We start from the raw sequence: 19,393 nt of genomic DNA, 5'->3' as shown, positions 1-19,393 counted from the left end.
GGTGGCGCCCGCCGGGGCGGAAGTGGCGCCCGCCGGGGCGGCGGCCGGGGCCGCCTGCTGCACGGTGCAGGACGCCAGCGTGTCCAGGCCGGACGGGCGGCTCGCCATCCGGCCGATCTCGTTCCCGATGCGGTTCAGCGCGCCACGCCGCTTGGCGCTCAGCGGCTCCAGCACCCGGGTGCGCACCCAGTCCTGGTCGGCGCTCGCGCCACGGGTGGCCAGTTGCTGGTAGGCGTCGGCCACCTGGCTGTCCATCGTCGCCAGTTCCTTGTCCACGGTGGGCCGCGCCTGCTGCGGCACACTCGACAGCCGGGTCGCGGCATCAGGACACTTGACGGTCAGCGCCGCCCGCGCCGGCGCCTGCTGCCCGGCCGATCGGCGGGCGGCGGAGGCATCGTTGTCGGTCATCAGGAGCGCCCCGCCGCCCACGGCCAGTGCGGTCACTCCGACCACGGTCAGCCCGATGACCCTGGATCGCTTGTGTCTCTTCTTGTTCCTCATCCTTCGCCCCTCATCGGCAGTCCTCATACGCCGGGGACGTCTTGCCCTCGGCCACGTCGGGCCGCGCCCCCAGCACCCCCGTCCCGGGGCGGAAGGCACAGCGCGACGCCGATGGATACGGACAGCGAGGCGATCGTTCTCAACGGTGGTCGCAACATCTCGTAAACAACCGGAGGAGTCGGTGCAACGGGGTATCTCCCTAGTGGCTTCACCACATGTCCACCGCCCGGCGGCAGGAAGCTGATCAATTGCGGTTAAAGTGTTTACTTCGCTGTACCCCCGTTACTCCTTACCCCTTATCCCTTCTACGCGCCCGCGGAGCCCCCCACATGTCCAGCGCGAACTCGTCCAATGGGCGTCATCGCAAAGCCAAGCCCATGAGCCTCGCGGTCCGCCGCGCGTTCATCATCGCCGCCGTCCCGGTCACCGGTGCGCTGCTGTCCGCTCCCTCGGCGCTCGCCGCCGACAAGAGCACCAAGACCACCACCACGACGGCCGCCCAGTCCGTGACCGATGACGGGCTCGACCCCGCCGAGCAGAAGATCGCGGACAACCTCAACACCCGCGCCCAGAACCCGAACCTCGGCGACACCTTCAGCGGCATCGTGCTGGACTCCGCGTCCGACAAGGTGATCTGGGGGCATGACGCCGACACCGCGCTGATGCCCGCGTCCAACGCCAAGCTGGCCACCGCCACGGCCGCGCTGACGGTGCTCGGCCCCGAGCACCGGTTCACCACCAAGGTGGTCTACGGCGATGGCACGCTCACCCTCATAGGCGGCGGCGACCGGCTGCTGACCACCGCCGACGTCACCGAGCTGGCCAAGTCGGCCGCCGCCGGGGTCAAGAGCGCGGGCCTGGGCTCGGTGAAGGTCCGCATCGACGACAGCCTCTTCGCCGAGCCGTCCATGGCCAACGGCTGGAACGACTCGTACTACGACGACCAGGTCTCGCCGGTGCGCTCCCTGGTGGTGGACGGCAAGCTGTCCGCGGACACCTCCATCGACGCGGGGAAGGTCTTCGCCAAGCAGCTCGCCGACCAGGGTGTCACCGTCGACGGTGAGGTCACCCGCGGCACGGCGTCGGCCACGGATGTGCCGGTGGGCCAGCATCTGTCCCCGACGCTGGCCGAGACGGTCAAGAAGATGCTCAAGAAGAGCGACAACGACATCGCCGAAACGATGCTGCGCATGACCGCGATCGCCGCCGGCAAGCCCGCCACCTTCGAGGACGGCACGGCCGTGGTGCGGGACGTCCTCAGCCGCCACTACGGCGTCTCGATGGAGAACTTCGAGATCTACGACGGCAGCGGGCTCTCCCGCGCGGACCGCATCCCGGCCCGGACCGTCGCGGACATCCTCGATCTGCTCACCGACGCGCGCTACAGCGGCCTGCTGCGCTCCATCGACGAGGGCCTGCCGGTGGCGGGCGAGGCGGGCAGCACCCTGGGACCCGAGTGGGGCCGCTTCGACACCCCGGACTCAAAGTGCGCCGTCGGCCAGGTCAAGGCCAAGACGGGCACCCTGACCGGTGCCATCGCGCTGAGCGGCCTCACGAAGGCGGCGGACGGCCAGTGGAAGGTCTTCTCCTTCATCGAGAACCAGTCCTCCGCCGACCCGGCCGCCACCAAGGACGCCCTGGACGGCTTGGCCGCCACGGTCAACGGCTGCTGGGCGTAAGCAGCCCCGAGCGCTATGCCCCGGGCCCTACTGGTCTCACCGGACGGCCGCCGATTCCACTGCCAGGAGTCGGCGGCCGTCGAGCGTTCCGCAAGGGGACGGCCGCCGGCCCCTCCGGGTCAGGCGCGCAGGTACGCGAGCACGGCCAGCACCCTGCGGTGTGTCTCGTCCGCAGGCGGAAGGTCCAGCTTGGTCAGGATGCTGCTGATGTGCTTGCCCACGGCGGCCTCGGACACCACCAGTTCCCGGGCGATGGCACCGTTGGACCTGCCCTCCGCGATCAGCCCCAGAACCTCCCGCTCCCGCGCGGTGAGCCGGTCCAGCGGATCGCGGTTCCGGCGCAGCAGTTGGCGCACCACTTCGGGGTCCACGACGGTGCCACCGGCCGCGACCTCGCACAGGGCGGCCACGAAATCCTCCACCTGCCCGATGCGGTCCTTCAGCAAGTAGCCGACGCCCGAGCCGTCACCGGAGTCCAGCAGTTCCGAGGCGTACGTCCGCTGGACGTACTGACTGAGGACCAGGACGGGCAGCGTGGGCCGCTTCTCGCGCAGCCGCACCGCCGCGTGCAGTCCCTCGTCCTGGAACCCCGGGGGCATGCGCACATCCGTCAGGACGATGTCGGGAGCGTGCTCCTCGACCGCGGCGAGCAGTGCGGGAGCGTCACCGACGGCCGCGACGACGTCATGTCCGCAGCGGCCGAGCAGGCCGATGAGCCCTTCTCGCAGCAGCACGCTGTCCTCGGCCAGTACTACGCGGAGCGGTCGGGGTCGGTCCGTACGCAAGGAAACTCCACACGCAACAGGGTCGGTCCGCCCGGCGGGCTGGACAGGGAGATTCTGCCATTCAGCGCCGAGACCCGGTCGGCGAGTCCGGTCAGGCCGGTTCCGGCGGCGGCGTCCGCACCACCCCGGCCGTCGTCGCGTATGTGGAGGAGGAGCCGTCCGTCCCGGTGTCCTCCGCTCACCTCCGCACGGCTCGCCCCGCTGTGCCTGGCGATGTTGGTGAGAGCCTCGCACACGACGAAGTACGCGGCGGCCTCGACCGCTTGGGGCAACCGCCCGGGCAGGGCCAGCTTCACGTCCACGGGAATCGCGGAGCGGTCCGCGGCATCGGCGACGGCCGCGGGGAGGCCGTGGTCCGAAAGCACCTTGGGGTGGATGCCGTGGATGAGTTCGCGCAGCTCCGCGAGGGCCTGGTCGGCCTCCTCGTGAGCCTTCGCGAGCTGATCGGCGACCGGCCCGGGAGGTACGTCCAGGCGGGCCAGGCCGAGCGTCATCGTCAGCACCACCAGCCGTTGCTGTGCCCCGTCGTGCAGATCGCGCTCGATGCGGCGCCGTTCCGCCTCGAAGGCGTCCACCAGCCGGAGGCGGGAGCGGGTCAGCTCGACAACCCGCGTGTCCAGGTCGGCCTCGCGCGAGGCGATCAGCACACGCGTCAGTGCGGCCCGGGCACCGGCCACCACCCCCAGGACGTAGCCGCACAGCCCCAGGAGCACCACCCCGAGCACGGCCATGGCGAAGGCCGCCGGCCAGGTGGTGACGGTCCACAGCTTGAGCACCTTCACCTCCTGCCCGCCACCGACCGTGCACATCAGCAGCGGCGTCGCCACCATGGACAGCGGGGCGAGCAGGGCAACCGCGACAACGAGCGCGTCGACCGGCCACAGCAGTACGGCGAACAGCAGGGCATGGCCCAGCTCCCGCCACGTCGCCTGCTCCCTCATGCGCGTGGTCAGCCAGGCCCACAGGCCATGGGCGGCGGGCGCACGGTGCTGGTCGACGGCCGGGCTCTGGTCGATCAGGCGCATCCTGCGCCGTTCCACCCAGGCCACCGGGATGCCGGAGAGGGCAGCGAGAACGAGCAGCGGTAGCCCCACCAGCGCGATGGCGAGTACGGCTCCGGCCGCCGCCATGGCCGCGATCGTCACGAGGGTGACGGCACCGGTCACCGCCCCGGTGAGCAGGTATCCGGCGGAGCGCCACGGCCACGTGGACAGCAGGAAGCCCGGCCCGGACATGGCTTGCCACACATTCCGCGGGTGCATGGAGGTCACCGTAGAAGGCCCCGCTCCGCAGGCGCCATCGGGCCGGGCAGACCATCGGGGGTATGCCTGGCCCTACCCCAGGAATCACTTCTGCCGTAGTGCGCCGTGGTGCCCGCACCCGGTTTCGTGGAGTCACCGAACAGAAGGAGAAGGGGCCATGAACCATGAGGCGATCCGGATGCGCTCCGTCAGCAGGCGCTACGGCACCGGCGACGGCGCGGTGACGGCGCTCGACCAGGTCTCGCTTTCGTTCCCCCGGGGAACGTTCACCGCCGTCATGGGCCCCTCCGGCTCGGGCAAGTCGACCCTGATGCAGTGCGCCGCGGGGCTGGACCGCCCCACGTCGGGATCGGTCACCCTGTGCGGGACCGAGCTGACGACGCTGAGCGAGACCAGGCTGACCCTGCTGCGCCGCCGGCGCGTCGGGTTCGTGTTCCAGGCGTTCAATCTGCTGCCGTCGCTGACCGCCGAGCAGAATGTGACCCTGCCGCTGCGCCTCGCGGGCCACCGCCCCGCCACGGCGCGGGTACACGAGGTGCTCCAGCGGGTCGGGCTCGGCGAGCGGGCGCGGCACCGGCCGACGGAGCTGTCCGGCGGCCAGCAGCAGCGCGTCGCCCTGGCCCGCGCCCTGATCACCCGGCCCGACGTGCTCTTCGGCGACGAGCCGACCGGTGCCCTCGACTCGCGGACCGGCCGTGAGGTGCTGACCCTGCTGCGCGGCATGGTCGACAGCGAGGGCCAGACGATCGTCATGGTCACGCATGACCCGGTGGCCGCCTCCTTCGCCGACCGGGTGCTCTTCCTCGTCGACGGGCGGGTGAGCGGCGAGTTGGCCGGGGCCGGCGCCGGCACCATCGCCGCGCGCATGACCACATTGGAGGCCGTGCCGTGCTGAGCGTCGCCCTGGGCACCCTGCGCACTCGCTGGGTCACCTGTGCCGGCAGCTTCGTCGCACTCTCGCTCGGCGTCGCGCTGATCGCGGTGATGGGCCTGGCCCTCGCCTCGTCGCTGGACGCGCCCGACCGTGAGCCCGAGCGGTTCGCCGCCGCACCGGTCGTGGTCAAGGGAGCCGACACGCTGCGGGTTCCCACCTCGGCCGGTGTCCGGGTCCGGAAGCTGGCACACCCGCGCGCCGTGCCCGCCGGGACCGTCGCGAAGCTGAGGAGGCTCGGCGCCGTCGTCGCGGACCGGTCCTTCACCGTACGGGCGCGGGGCGGGCCGAAGGACCTGGTGGGGCATCCCTGGTCGACTGCCGCCTGCGCCCCGTACCGGATCGATGCGGGACGGCCGCCCCGCGCGGCCGACGAGGTCGTCGTCAGCGGAGACTGGGCGAAGCCGGGCGAACGCGTGCGGACCGATCGCGGCACCGTGCATGTCGTCGGAACCGTCGAGCGGCGCGACTTCGAGAACGCCGTCTTCTACACCGACGCGCGAGCGGCCCAACTGTCCTCGGTGTCCAGCCAGTTGGCCGTGGACGCCGATCCGGCGGCGGTACGCGGGGCCGTGCGCGGCAGCGACGGCGTCCGGGTCCTCACCGGGGAGGGGCGCCGCTACGCCGACCCCGCCTGGGACCGCGACCGCGAGGCCCTCACCGCGATGAACGCCATGTTCGGCACGGCCGGCGGGGTCAGCGCCTTTGTGTCGGTGTTCGTGGTGGCCTCCACCTTCGCGTTCGCGGTCGCCCAGCGGCGCCGGGAGTTCGGGCTGCTGCGCACGGCGGGAGCGACCCCGGGCCGGCTCCGCCGGATGGTCTTCGCCGAGGCCCTCGTGGTCGGTGTGCTCGCCTCGGCCACCGGCTGTCTGATCGGCGCGTTCGGTGCGCCGCGGCTGGCCGACTGGGTGGTCGAGGGTGCTCTCGCGCCGAGCTGGTTCACCATCGGCGACCACACCTGGCCGTACCACCTGGCCTTCTGGGCGGGGCTGCTCATCGCGTTGTCCGGCGCGGCGGCCGCGTCCTGGCGAGCGGGCCGCACCGGCCCCGCACAGGCACTGCGCGAGGCGTCGGTGGACAACGGGACGATGACCCGGGGGCGCCGGCTGTCCGGTCTGGCCCTGCTGGTGGCCGCCACCGTGACCCTGTGCCTGGCGCTGGTCACGGACCCGGGTGAGCTGCTGCATCGGAAGACCTATGTGAGCCGGCCGATGCTGCTGATCACCGCGGTCGCGCTGCTTGCGCCGGCGGTGGTGCGACCGCTGACCCGGCTGATCACCTGGCTCCCGGCCCGGCTGCCCGGTGCCGATGGCATGCTGGTGCGGGAGAACGCCGCCGCCGGGGTACGCCGCACGGCCGCCGTCGCGGCACCCGTACTGGTCACGGTCGCCCTCGCCGGTTCGCTTCTGGGCGCCACCGCGACCCTGAACCGGGCCAGGGCCACCGAGGCCCGTCAGCAGATGGCCGCCGCGTTCGTCATCACCCCCGCCGACGGGTCGGGCTTCGCTACGGCGACGCTGCGAAGGCTGCGCGAGGTCCCCGGCGTCGAGGTGTCCGCGACCTCTTCGAGCGCCGTCTACGCCCTGGAGGACGGTACGTCGCTCATCGAGTCCGAGGCCCGGGCCGCGGACCCCGGCCCGCTCGCCGCCACGACCCGGCTGCCCATCAGCTCCGGAAGGACCGGCGATCTCGATGACGACTCGATCATCGTCAACGAGGAGTGGCAGCGGCACACCGTGGGCGAGCGGGTGCGGGTGTGGCTCGGCGACGGCACGAAGCGGTCGCTGCGGATCGCGGCGGTGATGGCCACCGGCACCGGTGACAACGGCGCCTACGTCACCCCGCGCAACGCCCCGGGCGCCACCGTCGACCGGATCGACGTCGCCCTCACCCGCGGTGCGGACGCGGGCGCCGCGGCCACCGGGCTGCGCGCCGCGGTGCACACCACCGGCGGACACGTCTTCACCAAGGACCAATGGCTGAAGGCGAGTTACCCCGAGACCACGAACCGGACGACCCGGCTCGGCATGCTCCTGGTCCTCGGCATCGCCCTCCTCTACACGGGCATCTCCCTGGCCAACACCATGGTCATGGCGACGTCCGACCGCATCCGCGACCTGGCCGTGCTGCGCCTGGCCGGAGCCACCACATTCCAGGTGCTGCGGCTGGTGGCAGCCGAGGCGCTGACCGTGGTCACGGTCGGCGCGGTCCTGGGCCTCCTGGTCGCCGGGCTCAACCTGGCGGGCATATGGAGTGCGCTGGCCCTGCTGTCGGTACGGGCCACGATCGACATCCCCTGGACGACCATCGGCGCGGTCGTCGGCGCCTGCGCGGTACTCGCCGCGGTCTCGGCGGTCGTCCCCGCCGCGTTCGCCCTGCGCCGCCGGGCGGTGGAACTGGCGGGCCTACGGGAGTGACCACGCGGGCGTACCGCTCGGGCCACTGCCCGGCCCCCGTTGCCTCCGGCACGCTCATACGTGCCGGAGGCGGCGGTGTCAGGTCAGGTGTCAGGTGTCAGCGGTTCATGGCCGCCCAGAACTCCTCGAAGGACATCTGGCGGTCGCCGTCGGTGTCGAGCGAGTCGATCAGCGCCTGGGCCGCCGCCGCGCTGATCTCCTGGCCCTCCAGCTCCGCGACGACCTGCCGGAATTCATCCGCGGTGACCAGACCGTCACCGTCGAGGTCGTAACGCTCGAACACGGTGCGCGCCGCTGTCTCCATGATGTCTGTCATGTGCTCCGCCTATGTACGATCTTCGCTGACGGGCCCACACTATCCCGGTCATCCGCGGGCCCCTTCACCCCACCGAGGCGGCATCCGGACGCGGCCGCCTGGCCCAGGAAGCTGCCGCCTAGCCCAGGAAGCTCAGCCGGACCTGGCGGTCGGGGTTGTCGACGTTGGTGTCGACCAGGCACACCGACTGCCAGGTGCCCAGGGCCAGCCTGCCGCCGATGACCGGGAGGGTGGCGTGTGGGGGTACGAGGGCGGGGAGGACGTGGTCGCGGCCGTGGCCGGGGCTGCCGTGGCGGTGGCGCCAGCGGTCGTCGGCGGGGAGCAGATCGCGCAGTGCGAGGAGCAGATCGGTGTCACTGCCGGCGCCGGTCTCCAGGATCGCGATCCCGGCCGTGGCATGCGGGACGAAAACATTGAGCAGGCCGTCGCCGCCGCCCGCCACCTCCCGTAGATACGCCTCGCAGTCGGCGGTGAGGTCGGCGACGGTCTCGGTGGAGCCGGTGGTGACGTTGATGGTGTGGGTACGGAATGTGCTCATGGAGCCATCCTGGTACGCCACCGCGTAAAACTCCCGCAACAAAGGTCCGAGGGGCAAGACACCGTTGACCGGTTCCGGACGCCGTCGCTAACTTCAAGGGCATGTCTACGTCAGCCCTGCTCACCACGCGCGGTCATATCGACCTGCTGCGGGTGGCGTCCGCCGCGTGTCCCGGCCTCCGCTGACCTTTCTTCTCCCTCCCCACTCCTCCCGCTCGCCTCTGTCTCGTTCCGCCGTACCGCGCTGACCGTCGTGGCGTGCGGGCGTTGAGGCGTACCCCTTTTGTGGAGCCCCCATGTCCCCGGTTCTCGAACCGGTCGTGCCGCTCTCCGCGCGCCGCCGCCCCGTGCCGCGCTGGCTGCGCCGCACGACCGGACCCCTTCTGCTGCTGGTGCTCTGGCAAGTGTCCAGCGCCACCGGTGTGTTGCCCTCCGACATCCTGGCCTCGCCCGGCACCATCGCCGGTACCGCCTCCGACCTGCTGGAGGACGGCACCCTCCCGCACGCCATGCTGGTGTCGGTGCAGCGGGTGCTGATCGGACTGGTGATCGGCGGAGTGATCGGCGTCGCGCTCGCGCTGATCTCCGGGCTCTCCCGGCTCGGCGAGGACCTCGTCGACGCGAGCGTGCAGATGCTGCGCAGCATCCCCTGGGTCGGCATGATCCCGCTGTTCATCATCTGGATGGGCATCGGCGAGGCCCCGAAGATCGCGCTCATCGCACTGGGCGTCACCTTCCATCTCTATCTCAACGTCTACGCGGGCATCCGGGGCGTGGACGCCCAGCTCATCGAGGCCGGGACGGCCCTGGGGCTCGGCCGCTGGGGGCTGATCCGCCATGTGGTGCTGCCCGGGGCGCTCCCCGGCGCGATGACCGGGCTGCGCTACTCGCTCGCCACCGCCTGGCTGGCGCTGGTCTTCGGCGAAACCATCAACGCCGATGACGGGATCGGCTTTCTGCTCAACCGTGCGCGGGAGTTCTTCCAGACCGATGTGATCGTGGTCTGCCTGATCGTCTACGCCGCCCTCGGCCTGCTCGCCGATTTCATCGTCCGCACTCTGGAGAGGCTGCTGCTGCGATGGCGACCGAACTTCACCGGCAAGTGAACTACCTGAAGGGGGAGTTGGAGAAGGAGAAGGTGGCGGGCGAGAGCGGCGACGCGGCGGTGCGGGTTCGCTCGCTGACCCGTTCGTTCGATGGCCGAGCGGTCATCGACGACCTCCAACTCGACATCGGGACAGGCGAGTTCGTGGCACTGCTCGGCCGCAGCGGCTGCGGCAAGTCCACACTGCTACGCGTGCTCGCCGGGCTCGACCGGGAGATCGAGGGCGAGGTGCTGGTGCCACGCCGCAAGGCCGTCGCCTTCCAGGCGCCACGGCTGATGCCCTGGAAGCGGGTCTGGCGCAATGTGCTGCTCGGGCTGCCCGGCCGCCCGGGGCGGGCCGTGGCCGAGCGGGCGCTGACGGAGGTCGGTCTCGGCCACCGCGTCGACGCCTGGCCCAAGACCCTCTCCGGCGGTGAGGCCCAGCGTGCCTCACTCGCCCGCGCGCTGGTGCGCGAGCCCGATCTGCTGCTGCTGGACGAGCCGTTCGGCGCACTGGACGCGCTCACCCGGATCACGGCCCAGCAGTTGGTCGGCGAGTTGTGGCAGCGGCGCGGCTGCGCGGTGCTGCTGGTCACGCATGACGTGGAGGAGGCGCTGCTGCTCGCCGACCGCGTCCTGGTGATGGACGGGGGCGTCATCGCGCATCAGGTCCGGGTGGACCGGGACCGGCCGCGCGATATCGCCGATCCGCTCCTCGCCGAGCTGCGCACCGAGCTGCTGGACCGGCTGGGTGTGAAGGCGCCCGAGCCGGCCGTCCACAAGGTCGCCTGACGGCGCCTGGCTTTTCCCCCTCGATCGCGCCCTCTCGCGATCTCCCCGAACCTCACACGTACTACCCGAACGGACCCCGCTGACATGAGACGGCGCATCCTCCCCGCCCTGTCCCTCCCCCTCGCCCTGCTGCTGTCCGCATGCGTCAGCTCGTCGCCGCACAACGGCTCCGGCTCCTCCGGCAACACCGATGGCAAGGGCGATGTGACCCTCGACGTCGGGGACCAGAAGGGCAACGACGAGGCGGTGCTGCGCGCCGCCGGGGAGCTCGACAACCTCCCCTACAAGATCAAGTGGTCCACGTTCACCTCCGGCCCGCCGATCCTGGAGGCCGTGAGCGCCAAGGCCGTGGACATCGGCGGGGTGGGCAACACCCCGCCCGTCTTCGCCGCGGCCGCCAAGTCGGACATCAAGGTCGTGGCCGCCAAGCACGGCACGGCCGACGGCGAGGCGATCCTGGTCAAGAAGGGGTCACCGCTGAAGAGGACCACCGACCTCAAGGGCAAGTCGGTGGCGGTCGCGCAGGGCAGCTCGGCCCACTACCAACTGGTCGCCTCGCTCGCCAAGGCCGGGCTCTCGATCAAGGACGTACAGGTCAAGTTTCTTCAGCCCGCCGACGCCCTGGCCGCGTTCACCCGCGGCAAGGTGGACGCCTGGGCCGTCTGGGACCCGTACACCTCCCAGGCGCTGCGCCAGTCCGACGGCCGGGTCCTCACCACGGGCAAGGGCGTGGTCAACGGCCTCAACTTCCAGGTCGCCAACCCCTCCTCCCTGAAGGACGCGAAGAAGGCGAAGGTCATCAAGGACTATCTCGGGCGGCTGCGCCGGGCCCAGGACTGGGTCTACAAGCACCCCGAGGCGTGGGCCAAGGTGTGGGGCAAGGAGACCGGGCTGCCGTACCAGGTGGCGCTGGACTCCGTGAAGCGGACCAACGGCACCCGGGTGTACGTCGCGGTCGACAAGCCCGCCGTCGCCTCGGAGCAGGAGATCGCGGACGCCTTCGCGAAGCTGAAGCTCACCCCGCGCCGCTTCCAGTTCGCCGATTACGTGGACACCCGCTTCAACGGCGATCTGCCGCCGTCCACCTCCGCACCGCGCACCTATGGAAAGGGATCCTGAGGACGCCCTTTTCGGATGCGTTCCATCGGGTAAGCGCGTCTGCATCGTCAAACGCGCGAAACGCACCCGATGAAACGAGGTGAGCGTCATGCACACCGCCACGGCCCAGCGGACGGCTACCCCGCCGTCCGCGCTGCGGGCAACCCTGGAATGCCGTCCCGAAGCGGCCTCGCACGCACGGCAACTCACCGGCACCTTCCTGGAAAGCCTGCATCCGGCGCCCGATCAGGGCGCCGCCGAGGCGGTGGTGCTGGTCGTCTCGGAGCTTGTCACCAATGCCGTACGGCACTCGGGCGGCCGGTTCTGCTCGCTGCGTCTGTCGGCGCACCCTGATGCCATCGCCATCGCCGTGGGTGATGCCAGCCGCGTACCGCCCCAACGGCGGACTCCGGATGTCCGCGGCGAGGGCGGCGGATTCGGCTGGGCGATGATCTGCGATATGGCCACGGCCACGGCCGTCACCGAGGAGCCGGACGGCAAGACCGTGAACGCGATCGTCGCCCGGCGGGGGCGGGCGAGGGGGCATGCCGCTGCCCCGACACCGAGTTGACCTGCTCCGCCAGCCGTCTGACGACGCCCCGCCCGGGCCGCCGGGCCCGAGCCGGGAAGCCGCACAGGCCCCCGCGTTACGGCGTCGCCCCCTCCGTCGCCGCCCCCTCCCCCGTCCCCGTCCGCGCACGGTCGACGGCCACGGCGATCCCGTCGAGGACGCGTTCGAGGCCGAAGACGAAGTCATGGTCGGTCGCCGGGTCGTCGTACGCGCCATCGGGCGCCGCCTCGAACAGGCCCGCTGAGAAAAGCAGCGCCACCTGCGGAAAGCGGTCCGGGGTGATGAGCCGCGCCAGGGTCCTGCCGTAGGCCCGTTCGGCCTCTTCCTGACTCAGCCCCGTCTCGCTCCTGCCCTGCGCGTGTTCCTGGGCGAGCAGGGAGGCGTGGCGCACATAGCCGCTGAGCAGGGTCAGACTGCCGACCTTCGCGGCCCAGTCGAGTTCCGTGCCGCTCAGCGCGCCCAGGCCCGCTTCCATCCACGCGATCTCATGAGGTCCCATCGGCGGCCCCGCGATGGGGAGCCGCGGAAGCCAGGGGCGGTCGTGGTTGACCAGCCGCTGGGCGACGGTCCACTGCCGTAGCCCCGCACGCCATCGGCCGGGAGCGGTCTCGACCTCGGGCGGAACGCCGAGCGCCAGGTCCCGCATGAGGACGAGCAGCTCGTCCTTGGATCCGACATGGCGGTAGAGGGACATCGGGGAGACGCCCAGCTCCTTCGCGATCTTCGGCAGCGTCGCGCCCGCCAGCCCGTCGCGGTCCGCCAGTTCCACCCCCGTACGCACCACGCGCTCGGTGTCGAGCGCGGCGGGCCGGCCGAGGCCCGAGGCCGATACCGGGAGCCTCCACAGGCGGGCCAGCTCGGCGGGCGCCTCCTCCTGGTCGGCCGACATGGCGCTTCTCCTTCTCGTACCTCGGTTGCTCACCAGGTACATCATGGCGCACGGCTACTTAGTTTTCTCCATATAGATTATTGCTTATACTAAGCGAGCGCCGAGGGCTCGCTCATGTCCCGTTGCCCCATGGGCCCTCATGTCAGGACGGAGAGAGTTCCAGGTGACAGCCATAACGCAGTCCCATGCACCGGGCCCCGCCCGGGGCCCGGTGCGCCGGACCGAACGGGCCCTGGCGCCCGACCTGGCCCGGGGCACCATGCTGTTGTTCATCGCGCTCGCGAACGCCGCGGTGTTCACCTTCGGCAACCAGCCGGGCGCCGAGGCGTCCCCCCACGGCTGGGAGCGGGGGTTCAACCTCACCATGTTCGTCTTCGTGCACGCCCGCGCCTATCCGATGTTCGCCGTGATGTTCGGCTACGGGCTGGTGCAGCTCACCCGCAGGCAGGACGCCCAGGGCGCCGGGCCCGGCGCGGCGCGCTCGGTGCTGCTGAGGCGCAACGCGTGGCTCATCGCCTTCGGCCTCGTGCACGCCGCGCTGCTCAACTTCGGTGACTTCCTCGGGGCCTACGGCATCGTCGGCATCCTCTTCACCCTGTTGCTGCTGCGCCGCGGCGAGCGGGTGCAGCGCGTCGTGCTGTGGCTGTGGGGCTGGACGGTGGTCTACGTCGCCGTGGTGGCGGCCATCGCCGTGTACCACGCCACGAACAGCACATCAGGGTCCGCCGCCGTGCCGACGGACGGTGTCGATTCGCTCTCGGCCCCCGACTACGCCACGTCCGTGGCCGACCGGCTCGGCGAGTGGCCGATCCACACGCTGTCCGTCGTGCCGTTCATCGTGATCGTCTGGCTGGGCGCATGGGCCGCGCGCCGGGGCGTACTGGAGGACCCGGCGCGGCACCGGCGGCTGCTGATCCGCACCGCCGTGATCGCGCTCGGCATCGCCTTCGCGGGCGGGGCGCCGATCGGCCTCGTCAGCGCGGGATTCGTGCATGTCGACGGCGCCACCGCGGACGCGTTCCTGCTGCTGTACGAAGTGAGCGGCCAGTTCGGCGGCCCCGGCTATGTGGCGCTCTTCGGGCTTCTCGCCCTGCGGCTGTCGAAGGCCCGCCCCGATGCGCGGCCGAAGCTCCCCGTGGCGGCGCTCGCGGCCCTGGGCCAGCGGTCGCTGAGCGGCTATCTGTTCCAGTCGCTCGCATGGGTGCTGCTGCTCTCCCCCTTCGCCCTCGCACTCGGCGAGCGCACCGGCAGCCCGACGCTCACCGCATGCCTGAGTGCCGTCCTGGTCTGGCTCGCCACGGTGGCCGGGGCCTATCTGCTCCAGCACCGCTCGCTTCCGGGGCCCGCCGAGAAGGTGTTGCGGAGGCTTACGTACGGACCCCGGTAGCCACTTGGTGGCGCCGGGATCCGCTACTCGATCGTGCGCACCGCGGCCTGCGTCAAGCTGGTCGCGGTGCGCACCGCGCTGGCCACGGCGGCCTGCGGATCGAGCCCGCACAGATCCATGAGGGTGAAGAGCGCCTCCGCGCTCACGACCACCGCCAGATCCCGTTTGAGCTGGGCGAACGCTTCCGGATCCGTCACCCCGAGGGTGCCGTCGAGCGGCCGGAGCGCATGGTCGATCAGCCCGAAACGGATTCCCGGCCGCGCGGTCGCGGTGGCGGGCCTGGTGATGGTGGCCGCGATCATCGCCCGTACCGCCCCCTCGCGGGCGAGCACCCCGCGGAGCAGGAATTCGCAGGCGAAGGCGGTGCGCTCGACGGGGTCGGCGGAGTCCGCGACCGGCGCGAGCGCCTCGGCGGGAGGCGGCCAGACACCGGACAACGCCTCGCTGATCAGCGAGTGGAGGTCGGGGAAGTACCGGTACGCGGTGGCGAGGTCGCTCTCTCTATTCTCATGAGAGTCGGCTCTCACGAAGAGGAGGCGGCGATGAACAGGGGCCATGAGCCACTACGCCACGGTCCCCGCGACCGACTTCGCCTGACGGCCGGACCCGGCCAACTCCCCCAGTACGCAGTCCACTTGAGGAGCACCCAGATGACCCGCAGCACCCACACCCTGATACTCGACCAGGGCCCCCTCGATGTCACGGTCGACCTCCACGGCCGGCAGGGGCAGCCCTTCCTGTTCCTGCACGGAGGCGGCGGTCCGCAGACCGCCGCCCCGTTCGCCGGTCTCCTCGCCGAGCAGCGGCAGGCCAGGGTGTTCTCCCCCGTCCACCCCGGCTTCGACGGCACCGCCCGGCCCGACTGGCTGACCGATGTCACCACCCTGGCGCAGGTCTACGCGCAACTGCTCGACGCATTCGATCTGCGGGACGTGGCGGTCGTCGGCAACTCCATCGGCGGCTGGATCGCCGCCGAACTGGCGGCCCTGGGCAGCGACCGGATCAGCAGTGTCACCCTCGTCAACGCGGTCGGGATCCATGTCCCCGGCCACCCGATCGCCGACACCTTCGGCCTGACGCCCGTCGAGCTGTCCCGCCTCTCCTTCCACGACCCCTCGAAGTTCCGCTTCGACCCCAGCGCGCTCTCCGAGGCGCAGCGCGCGGTCATGGCCACCAATCGCGCCACGCTCCAGGTGTATTCGGGCCCGCACGCCATGGCCGATCCCACCCTGGCCGAGCGCCTGGCCAAGGTCGCCCACCCGACCCTGGTGGCATGGGGTGCGAGCGACCAGGTCGTGGACGCCGAGTACGGACGCGCGTACGCCCAGGCCGTCCCGGGCGCGGAGTTCCGGCTGCTGTCCGGCACCGGCCATATGCCCCAGGCCGAGACGCCCGGGCAACTGCTGCCGGTGGTATGGGACTTCGCCGACGCCCACGCCACCAGCCGGCCGCGCCCCTGAGCCCCCGCCCTCGCGCATACGCCGCGTGTACGGCGAAGGCCGGCCGCCTTGGTGACGACCGGCCCGGTGTTCAACGGCGCACGTTCAGCCGCCGACGTTCACATCGATGCAGGCGTAGAAGGCGTTGGAGGTGTCCGCGATGTTCCAGACCGCGAGAACCTTCTGCTTGCCCTTCAGACCGCCGAAGTCGACCTGGTGGGTGACGGTCTCGCCCGGCTGCGCCCCGCCGTCGTCGACCTCCGCGATCTTCTGGCCGCCGACGAAGTACTGCCAGGTGTTGGTCGCGTGACGCGCGCTCAGTTTCCAGGTGAAGCTCGCCTTGGACGGGACCGGCGTGACGGCCCAGCCCTTGCTGTCGTCGTCGAGTTCGGCGAACCGCGAATTGCCGCCGCTGCAACTCGTCAGGCCCTTGGGACCTTCGACGCTCTGCGGCTCGTACTTGATGTCACCGCAGGCCACGGTCCCGGCGGCACACTGCGCCTGACGGCTCGGCGGGTTCGAGATGTAGCCGTGCGCGCTTGCCTCGCCCGCCGGGAGGCTCAGTGCGATCAGGGGCGCGATGCCCGCGCCGACGAAGACGGACACCCTGCGTTTCATGTTCATGCCAACTCCTTAGCGGCGAGGGCGCCACGCCGGACGGGAAGCCCTTGCCGAAGGTCAGGATGTGGGGGGATGTGGGGGGTGGCTGCGACGGAGCGCTTCACGGGTCGCCAAGGCGGCCACGAGACCGCTCCGCACTAGGTCTAGACCATACCGTCTGTCCGTTCACGGTCAAGACATCGGACAGATGTGGTCTGGTCCACTGTCATCCCCGCCGGCGTCACCGCCCTCAGGACGAGAGGGCGGTCAGCCGTCGCCGGTCGTGCGGGGACGAACGGCGGTCCAGCCGCTCTTCCAGACGACCTCGCGCCGCGTCGCAACGCCCCGCGGACACCAGCGCGAACAGCAGCGTCTCCTCGACGATCTCGCGCTGCGCCGCACTGCCGCCGACACCGGGCAGACGTGGCAGCAACCGCTCCAAACCGCGTGCAGCCTCGGTCCAGCGCTCCTCGAGGATGTCCTCGAACGCCGTACACAGCGGGGCGATGACACTCCGCTGCACCTCATCCGCGCGCAGGGCGTGGACCCGCAGCCGCCGCAGCCCCGGCAGGTCGCCCGCGGCGGTGAGGGCGATGGCGGCGTGCAGGGCGACGAACGCGGTGGCCGGACGCTCCAGGACGTCCACGGGAGCCATGTCCAGAACGTCGCCGATCGGGAACGGCCCCTGCCACGCGCCCGCCAACTGGGCCCGCCACAGCAGCGAACCGGAGTCCACCAGCGCGCGGAACCCGTCCACCTTCCCGGGGGACAGTTGCTCCGCCCACCGGCGGCGGACCGCCGCCGTGTCCTCGAGGGCGAGTTCATGCAGGGCGGCGTGCCAGGAGAAGTGGGCGCGGTGGGTACCGCCCCGGCCCTGGTGGGCCAGCCATCGTCCGAGTCGCTCACGGCCCGCCTCGTGGTCGCCACGCTCATAGTGCACATGGGCCAGGGCGTGCATCGCGTGTCCGGAGGCGGGTTCGGCGGCCAGCGCCTGCTCGGCCAGGGCTCCGGCCTCGTCGTAACGCCCCTGCTCCTGGCGCATGAAGGCGAGCAGGGACGTGTGGAACCAGCTTCCCTCGTGCGCCGGGGCGGTCCGCTCGACCACCCCCAGCGCGGTGCTGCCGTCGAGGTCGCGCAGACCGGAGAAGGCGATGGTGGGCACCGCGACGGCGAGCGCCAGCGCATCGCCCGGGTACTCCTCCAGATGGCGCAGGAGGGCCGTGTCGCCATCCGCGGGCGTGTGCAGGACTCGGCGGGCGACGACGTCCACGAAGGAGCGCTCATAGTCGTCGGCCCGCTCGCGCACCGCGCGCCGGGCATCGGCCAGGGCCCGGGACACGTCCACGTCGGCCCCGCACTCATGGCCGATGAGCGCGAGCGCGGCATGGCCGAGTGCGAATCCGGGGTCGAGCGCCACGGCACGGCGGAGCGCCTGCGGGGCCCCGGCCCGTACCTTCAGCAACCGGTCCACCCCGAGGCGGTAGGCGGTGGCGGCGGCCGCGTGGGTACTGAGGGAGAAACCGGAGGCGTCCGTGGGCCGACGTGTGCGGCGCCGGGCGGGGCCGCCACCGGCGGGGAGGGCGGGGGCCGTCCACGGGTCGAGGACGGCCTCGGCGATGGTGGCGGCCTGGGCGCGGATCTCCGGGATGGCGGTCGTCTCCCACAACTCGCCACGGCGGGGAGCGCCGAGGGTCCACAGCGGGCGGGTGGTGCTGCCGTCGGCGCCGTGCAACCGTCCGTCGTCGGTGGCCACGCCCATGCTCAGCGGGCCGGGCATCGCGGCGCCCTGGTCGAGCAGGCTCCGCCACAGCGGGTCGGCCGTGTCCGACAGCCGCAGGCCCGGCCCCGTACAGTCCACCACCCAGCCCACGGGCAGTGTTCGCGGGCCGTCGCCGGTGGCGAGGGAGACCGCCAGGGAGCCGTCGGGCCGCGCCGAAGTGGAAGCGAGCCGCCCCTGGTACGTCCGCATCCGCCGGGAGCGGCGCATCCGCCCCACCGCCTCCGCGGTGACCGGGGGCATACGGTGGCGGTGGGTGTTCCACAGCGAGCCGTACTGGGCCACGAACTCGGCTCGCTCCTCGGTGGACATCGATGCCCAGATCTCGGCCGTGACCGGGCGCAGCCCGTCCACCGCGGGCCGCCAGTCGCCGTGCGTTCGCATCACGCGGCCGATGTGCTGACGTACCGCGGCGCGCAGCGCGGGCAGGGGCAGGCCGTGCAGGGGGGTCGTACACGCGGCGGCGGGCAGCGGGTCCACCGCATGCGCCTGCGGCAGCCTTCCGCCACGGGAGACGGTGTGCACCGTGCGGCCGGGGCGGTCGAGCGTCATGGCGATGTCCACCGAGGTCAGCCCGGTGCCGACGAGGAGGACATCCTCCTTGTCGCCCTGGCCGAGGGCGGCGTCCAGGGCGCCCGGCGCCCAGGGGTCGGCGATGAAGCGCTCGTTGCCGCGCAGGGCCTCCGGCGCCCACTCAGAGTTCGCGCGCGACGGCCCGGTCGCCAGCACCACACGGTGCGCCTCGACGGTGCGTCCGTCGGCCAGCTCCAGCCGGGCCGTCGGCTCCCCGCCGGGGAGGGTGGTCCAGCGGCAGCCGGTGGCGCGGGTGCGCAGCCGGCGGACGGTGACGACACCCTGCGCCGCCATGATCGCTCGCCCGAGGGTGTCGGCGAGGTAGGCGCCGTAGCGGTAGCGCTCCGCGAAGTCGCCGCCGCGCACGCCCGGTTCACCGTGGTGGCACAGCCACCGCACGAAGTGTCCCGGGTCGTCGGGGTAACAGCTCATCTTGCCCGCGGGCACATTGAGGCGGTGGCGCGAGTCAAGGGTGGAATAGGCGATGCCGCGCCCGGCCTCCGGGGCCGGGTCGATCAGCAGGAGTTCGAACGGGATACGGCGGCGTGCCGCGGTCTCGCAGAGCTGGATCGCCACCAGCGCACCGGCGGCGCCCGCCCCCACGATGGCGACGGTCCTCGTACACGGCTCTGGCGTCGTACACGGCTCTGACGTCGTACACGGCTCTGACGTCGTACACGGCTCTGGCGATGCCATGTGATACCTCCTGCTTCCCGGGAACCGGCGGCCGAGCAGAACCGGTGCCCCGCTCACGC

General features: G+C 71.7%; 18 protein-coding genes and 1 pseudogene. 10 read left to right on the top strand and 9 right to left on the bottom strand.

Annotated features, from left to right (window positions below; genetic code table 11):
* A pseudogene (locus tag KN815_RS17750) lies at positions 1 to 501 on the bottom strand (DUF1996 domain-containing protein); the annotation flags it as partial.
* Between the two features lie 329 nt (positions 502 to 830).
* Between KN815_RS17750 and dacB the strand changes: the two are divergent.
* Positions 831 to 2,180: a D-alanyl-D-alanine carboxypeptidase/D-alanyl-D-alanine endopeptidase gene (gene dacB, locus KN815_RS17745; protein ID WP_216342905.1), complete on the top strand. Its 1,350-nt coding sequence runs from the start codon at positions 831 to 833 to the stop codon at positions 2,178 to 2,180.
* Positions 2,181 to 2,299: 119 nt separating this feature from the next.
* On the opposite strand, the gene KN815_RS17740 is transcribed toward dacB, so the two are convergent.
* On the bottom strand, positions 2,300 to 2,965 hold the full coding sequence (locus tag KN815_RS17740; RefSeq protein ID WP_216342904.1) for a response regulator: 666 nt from the start codon (positions 2,963 to 2,965) through the stop codon (positions 2,300 to 2,302).
* Positions 2,932 to 4,227: a sensor histidine kinase gene (locus KN815_RS17735; protein WP_372458387.1), complete on the bottom strand. Its 1,296-nt coding sequence runs from the start codon at positions 4,225 to 4,227 to the stop codon at positions 2,932 to 2,934. The genes KN815_RS17740 and KN815_RS17735 overlap by 34 nt, the downstream gene beginning before the upstream one ends.
* A 157-nt stretch (positions 4,228 to 4,384) precedes the next feature.
* Between KN815_RS17735 and KN815_RS17730 the strand changes: the two genes are divergently transcribed.
* Together KN815_RS17730 and KN815_RS17725 are read left to right on the top strand one after the other, a co-directional pair.
* Positions 4,385 to 5,122 carry an ABC transporter ATP-binding protein gene (locus tag KN815_RS17730; protein WP_216342903.1) on the top strand — a complete coding sequence of 246 codons (738 nt, stop codon included), beginning with the start codon at positions 4,385 to 4,387 and terminating at the stop codon, positions 5,120 to 5,122.
* Positions 5,116 to 7,575, top strand: coding sequence for an ABC transporter permease (locus KN815_RS17725; protein WP_216342902.1), 2,460 nt, complete (start codon positions 5,116 to 5,118; stop codon positions 7,573 to 7,575). The genes KN815_RS17730 and KN815_RS17725 overlap by 7 nt, the downstream gene beginning before the upstream one ends.
* 97 nt (positions 7,576 to 7,672) lie before the next feature.
* Here the strand turns inward: KN815_RS17725 and KN815_RS17720 are convergent, their stop codons facing one another.
* Both KN815_RS17720 and KN815_RS17715 read right to left on the bottom strand, forming a co-directional pair.
* The gene (locus tag KN815_RS17720; RefSeq protein ID WP_216342901.1) at positions 7,673 to 7,891 is read right to left on the bottom strand and encodes an EF-hand domain-containing protein; all 219 of its coding nucleotides are present in this window, start codon (positions 7,889 to 7,891) and stop codon (positions 7,673 to 7,675) included.
* Positions 7,892 to 8,009: 118 nt separating this feature from the next.
* Positions 8,010 to 8,429: a YjbQ family protein gene (locus KN815_RS17715; protein WP_216342900.1), complete on the bottom strand. Its 420-nt coding sequence runs from the start codon at positions 8,427 to 8,429 to the stop codon at positions 8,010 to 8,012.
* Between the two features lie 101 nt (positions 8,430 to 8,530).
* Here KN815_RS17715 and KN815_RS52180 point away from each other — a divergent pair, with 101 nt between their 5' ends.
* From KN815_RS52180 to KN815_RS17695, 5 genes are all read left to right on the top strand, one after another.
* The gene (locus KN815_RS52180; protein ID WP_350203233.1) at positions 8,531 to 8,614 is read left to right on the top strand and encodes a putative leader peptide; all 84 of its coding nucleotides are present in this window, start codon (positions 8,531 to 8,533) and stop codon (positions 8,612 to 8,614) included.
* Between the two features lie 110 nt (positions 8,615 to 8,724).
* Positions 8,725 to 9,534 (top strand): ABC transporter permease, encoded by an 810-nt coding sequence (locus KN815_RS17710; protein WP_216342899.1) that lies wholly within the window; start codon positions 8,725 to 8,727, stop codon positions 9,532 to 9,534.
* Entirely contained in the window at positions 9,507 to 10,304 is a 798-nt protein-coding gene (locus tag KN815_RS17705) for an ABC transporter ATP-binding protein (RefSeq protein WP_216342898.1), read from the top strand. Before KN815_RS17710 ends, KN815_RS17705 begins: the two co-directional genes overlap by 28 nt.
* Before the next feature lie 84 nt (positions 10,305 to 10,388).
* Positions 10,389 to 11,423, top strand: a complete 1,035-nt coding sequence (locus KN815_RS17700; RefSeq protein WP_216342897.1) for an ABC transporter substrate-binding protein — start codon at positions 10,389 to 10,391, stop codon at positions 11,421 to 11,423.
* Positions 11,424 to 11,511: 88 nt separating this feature from the next.
* Entirely contained in the window at positions 11,512 to 11,973 is a 462-nt protein-coding gene (locus KN815_RS17695) for an ATP-binding protein (RefSeq protein WP_216342896.1), read from the top strand.
* Positions 11,974 to 12,049: 76 nt separating this feature from the next.
* On the opposite strand, the gene KN815_RS17690 is transcribed toward KN815_RS17695, so the two are convergent.
* The gene (locus tag KN815_RS17690) at positions 12,050 to 12,862 is read right to left on the bottom strand and encodes a TetR/AcrR family transcriptional regulator (RefSeq protein WP_216342895.1); all 813 of its coding nucleotides are present in this window, start codon (positions 12,860 to 12,862) and stop codon (positions 12,050 to 12,052) included.
* 163 nt (positions 12,863 to 13,025) lie between these two features.
* Here KN815_RS17690 and KN815_RS17685 point away from each other — a divergent pair, with 163 nt between their 5' ends.
* Positions 13,026 to 14,249: a DUF418 domain-containing protein gene (locus KN815_RS17685; protein ID WP_216342894.1), complete on the top strand. Its 1,224-nt coding sequence runs from the start codon at positions 13,026 to 13,028 to the stop codon at positions 14,247 to 14,249.
* A 23-nt stretch (positions 14,250 to 14,272) separates the two neighbouring features.
* Here KN815_RS17685 and KN815_RS17680 read toward each other — a convergent pair whose 3' ends face one another.
* A complete protein-coding gene (locus KN815_RS17680; protein ID WP_253209054.1) occupies positions 14,273 to 14,776 on the bottom strand; it encodes a TetR/AcrR family transcriptional regulator in 504 nt (167 codons plus the stop codon).
* A gap of 123 nt (positions 14,777 to 14,899) precedes the next feature.
* Between KN815_RS17680 and KN815_RS17675 the strand changes: the two genes are divergently transcribed.
* Complete coding sequence (locus KN815_RS17675; protein ID WP_216342893.1) at positions 14,900 to 15,709, top strand: alpha/beta fold hydrolase; 810 nt, start codon at positions 14,900 to 14,902, stop codon at positions 15,707 to 15,709.
* An 84-nt stretch (positions 15,710 to 15,793) separates the two neighbouring features.
* On the opposite strand, the gene KN815_RS17670 is transcribed toward KN815_RS17675, so the two are convergent.
* Complete coding sequence (locus KN815_RS17670; protein WP_161562291.1) at positions 15,794 to 16,312, bottom strand: lytic polysaccharide monooxygenase auxiliary activity family 9 protein; 519 nt, start codon at positions 16,310 to 16,312, stop codon at positions 15,794 to 15,796.
* A gap of 226 nt (positions 16,313 to 16,538) precedes the next feature.
* The gene (locus tag KN815_RS17665; protein WP_253209053.1) at positions 16,539 to 19,334 is read right to left on the bottom strand and encodes an FAD/NAD(P)-binding protein; all 2,796 of its coding nucleotides are present in this window, start codon (positions 19,332 to 19,334) and stop codon (positions 16,539 to 16,541) included.
* Between the last annotated feature and the right edge of the window lie 59 nt (positions 19,335 to 19,393).

The sequence above is a fragment of the Streptomyces niphimycinicus genome, assembly GCF_018883605.1.
GTDB lineage: Bacteria > Actinomycetota > Actinomycetes > Streptomycetales > Streptomycetaceae > Streptomyces > Streptomyces niphimycinicus.
This window is presented reverse-complemented; position numbering and strand designations above follow the sequence as displayed.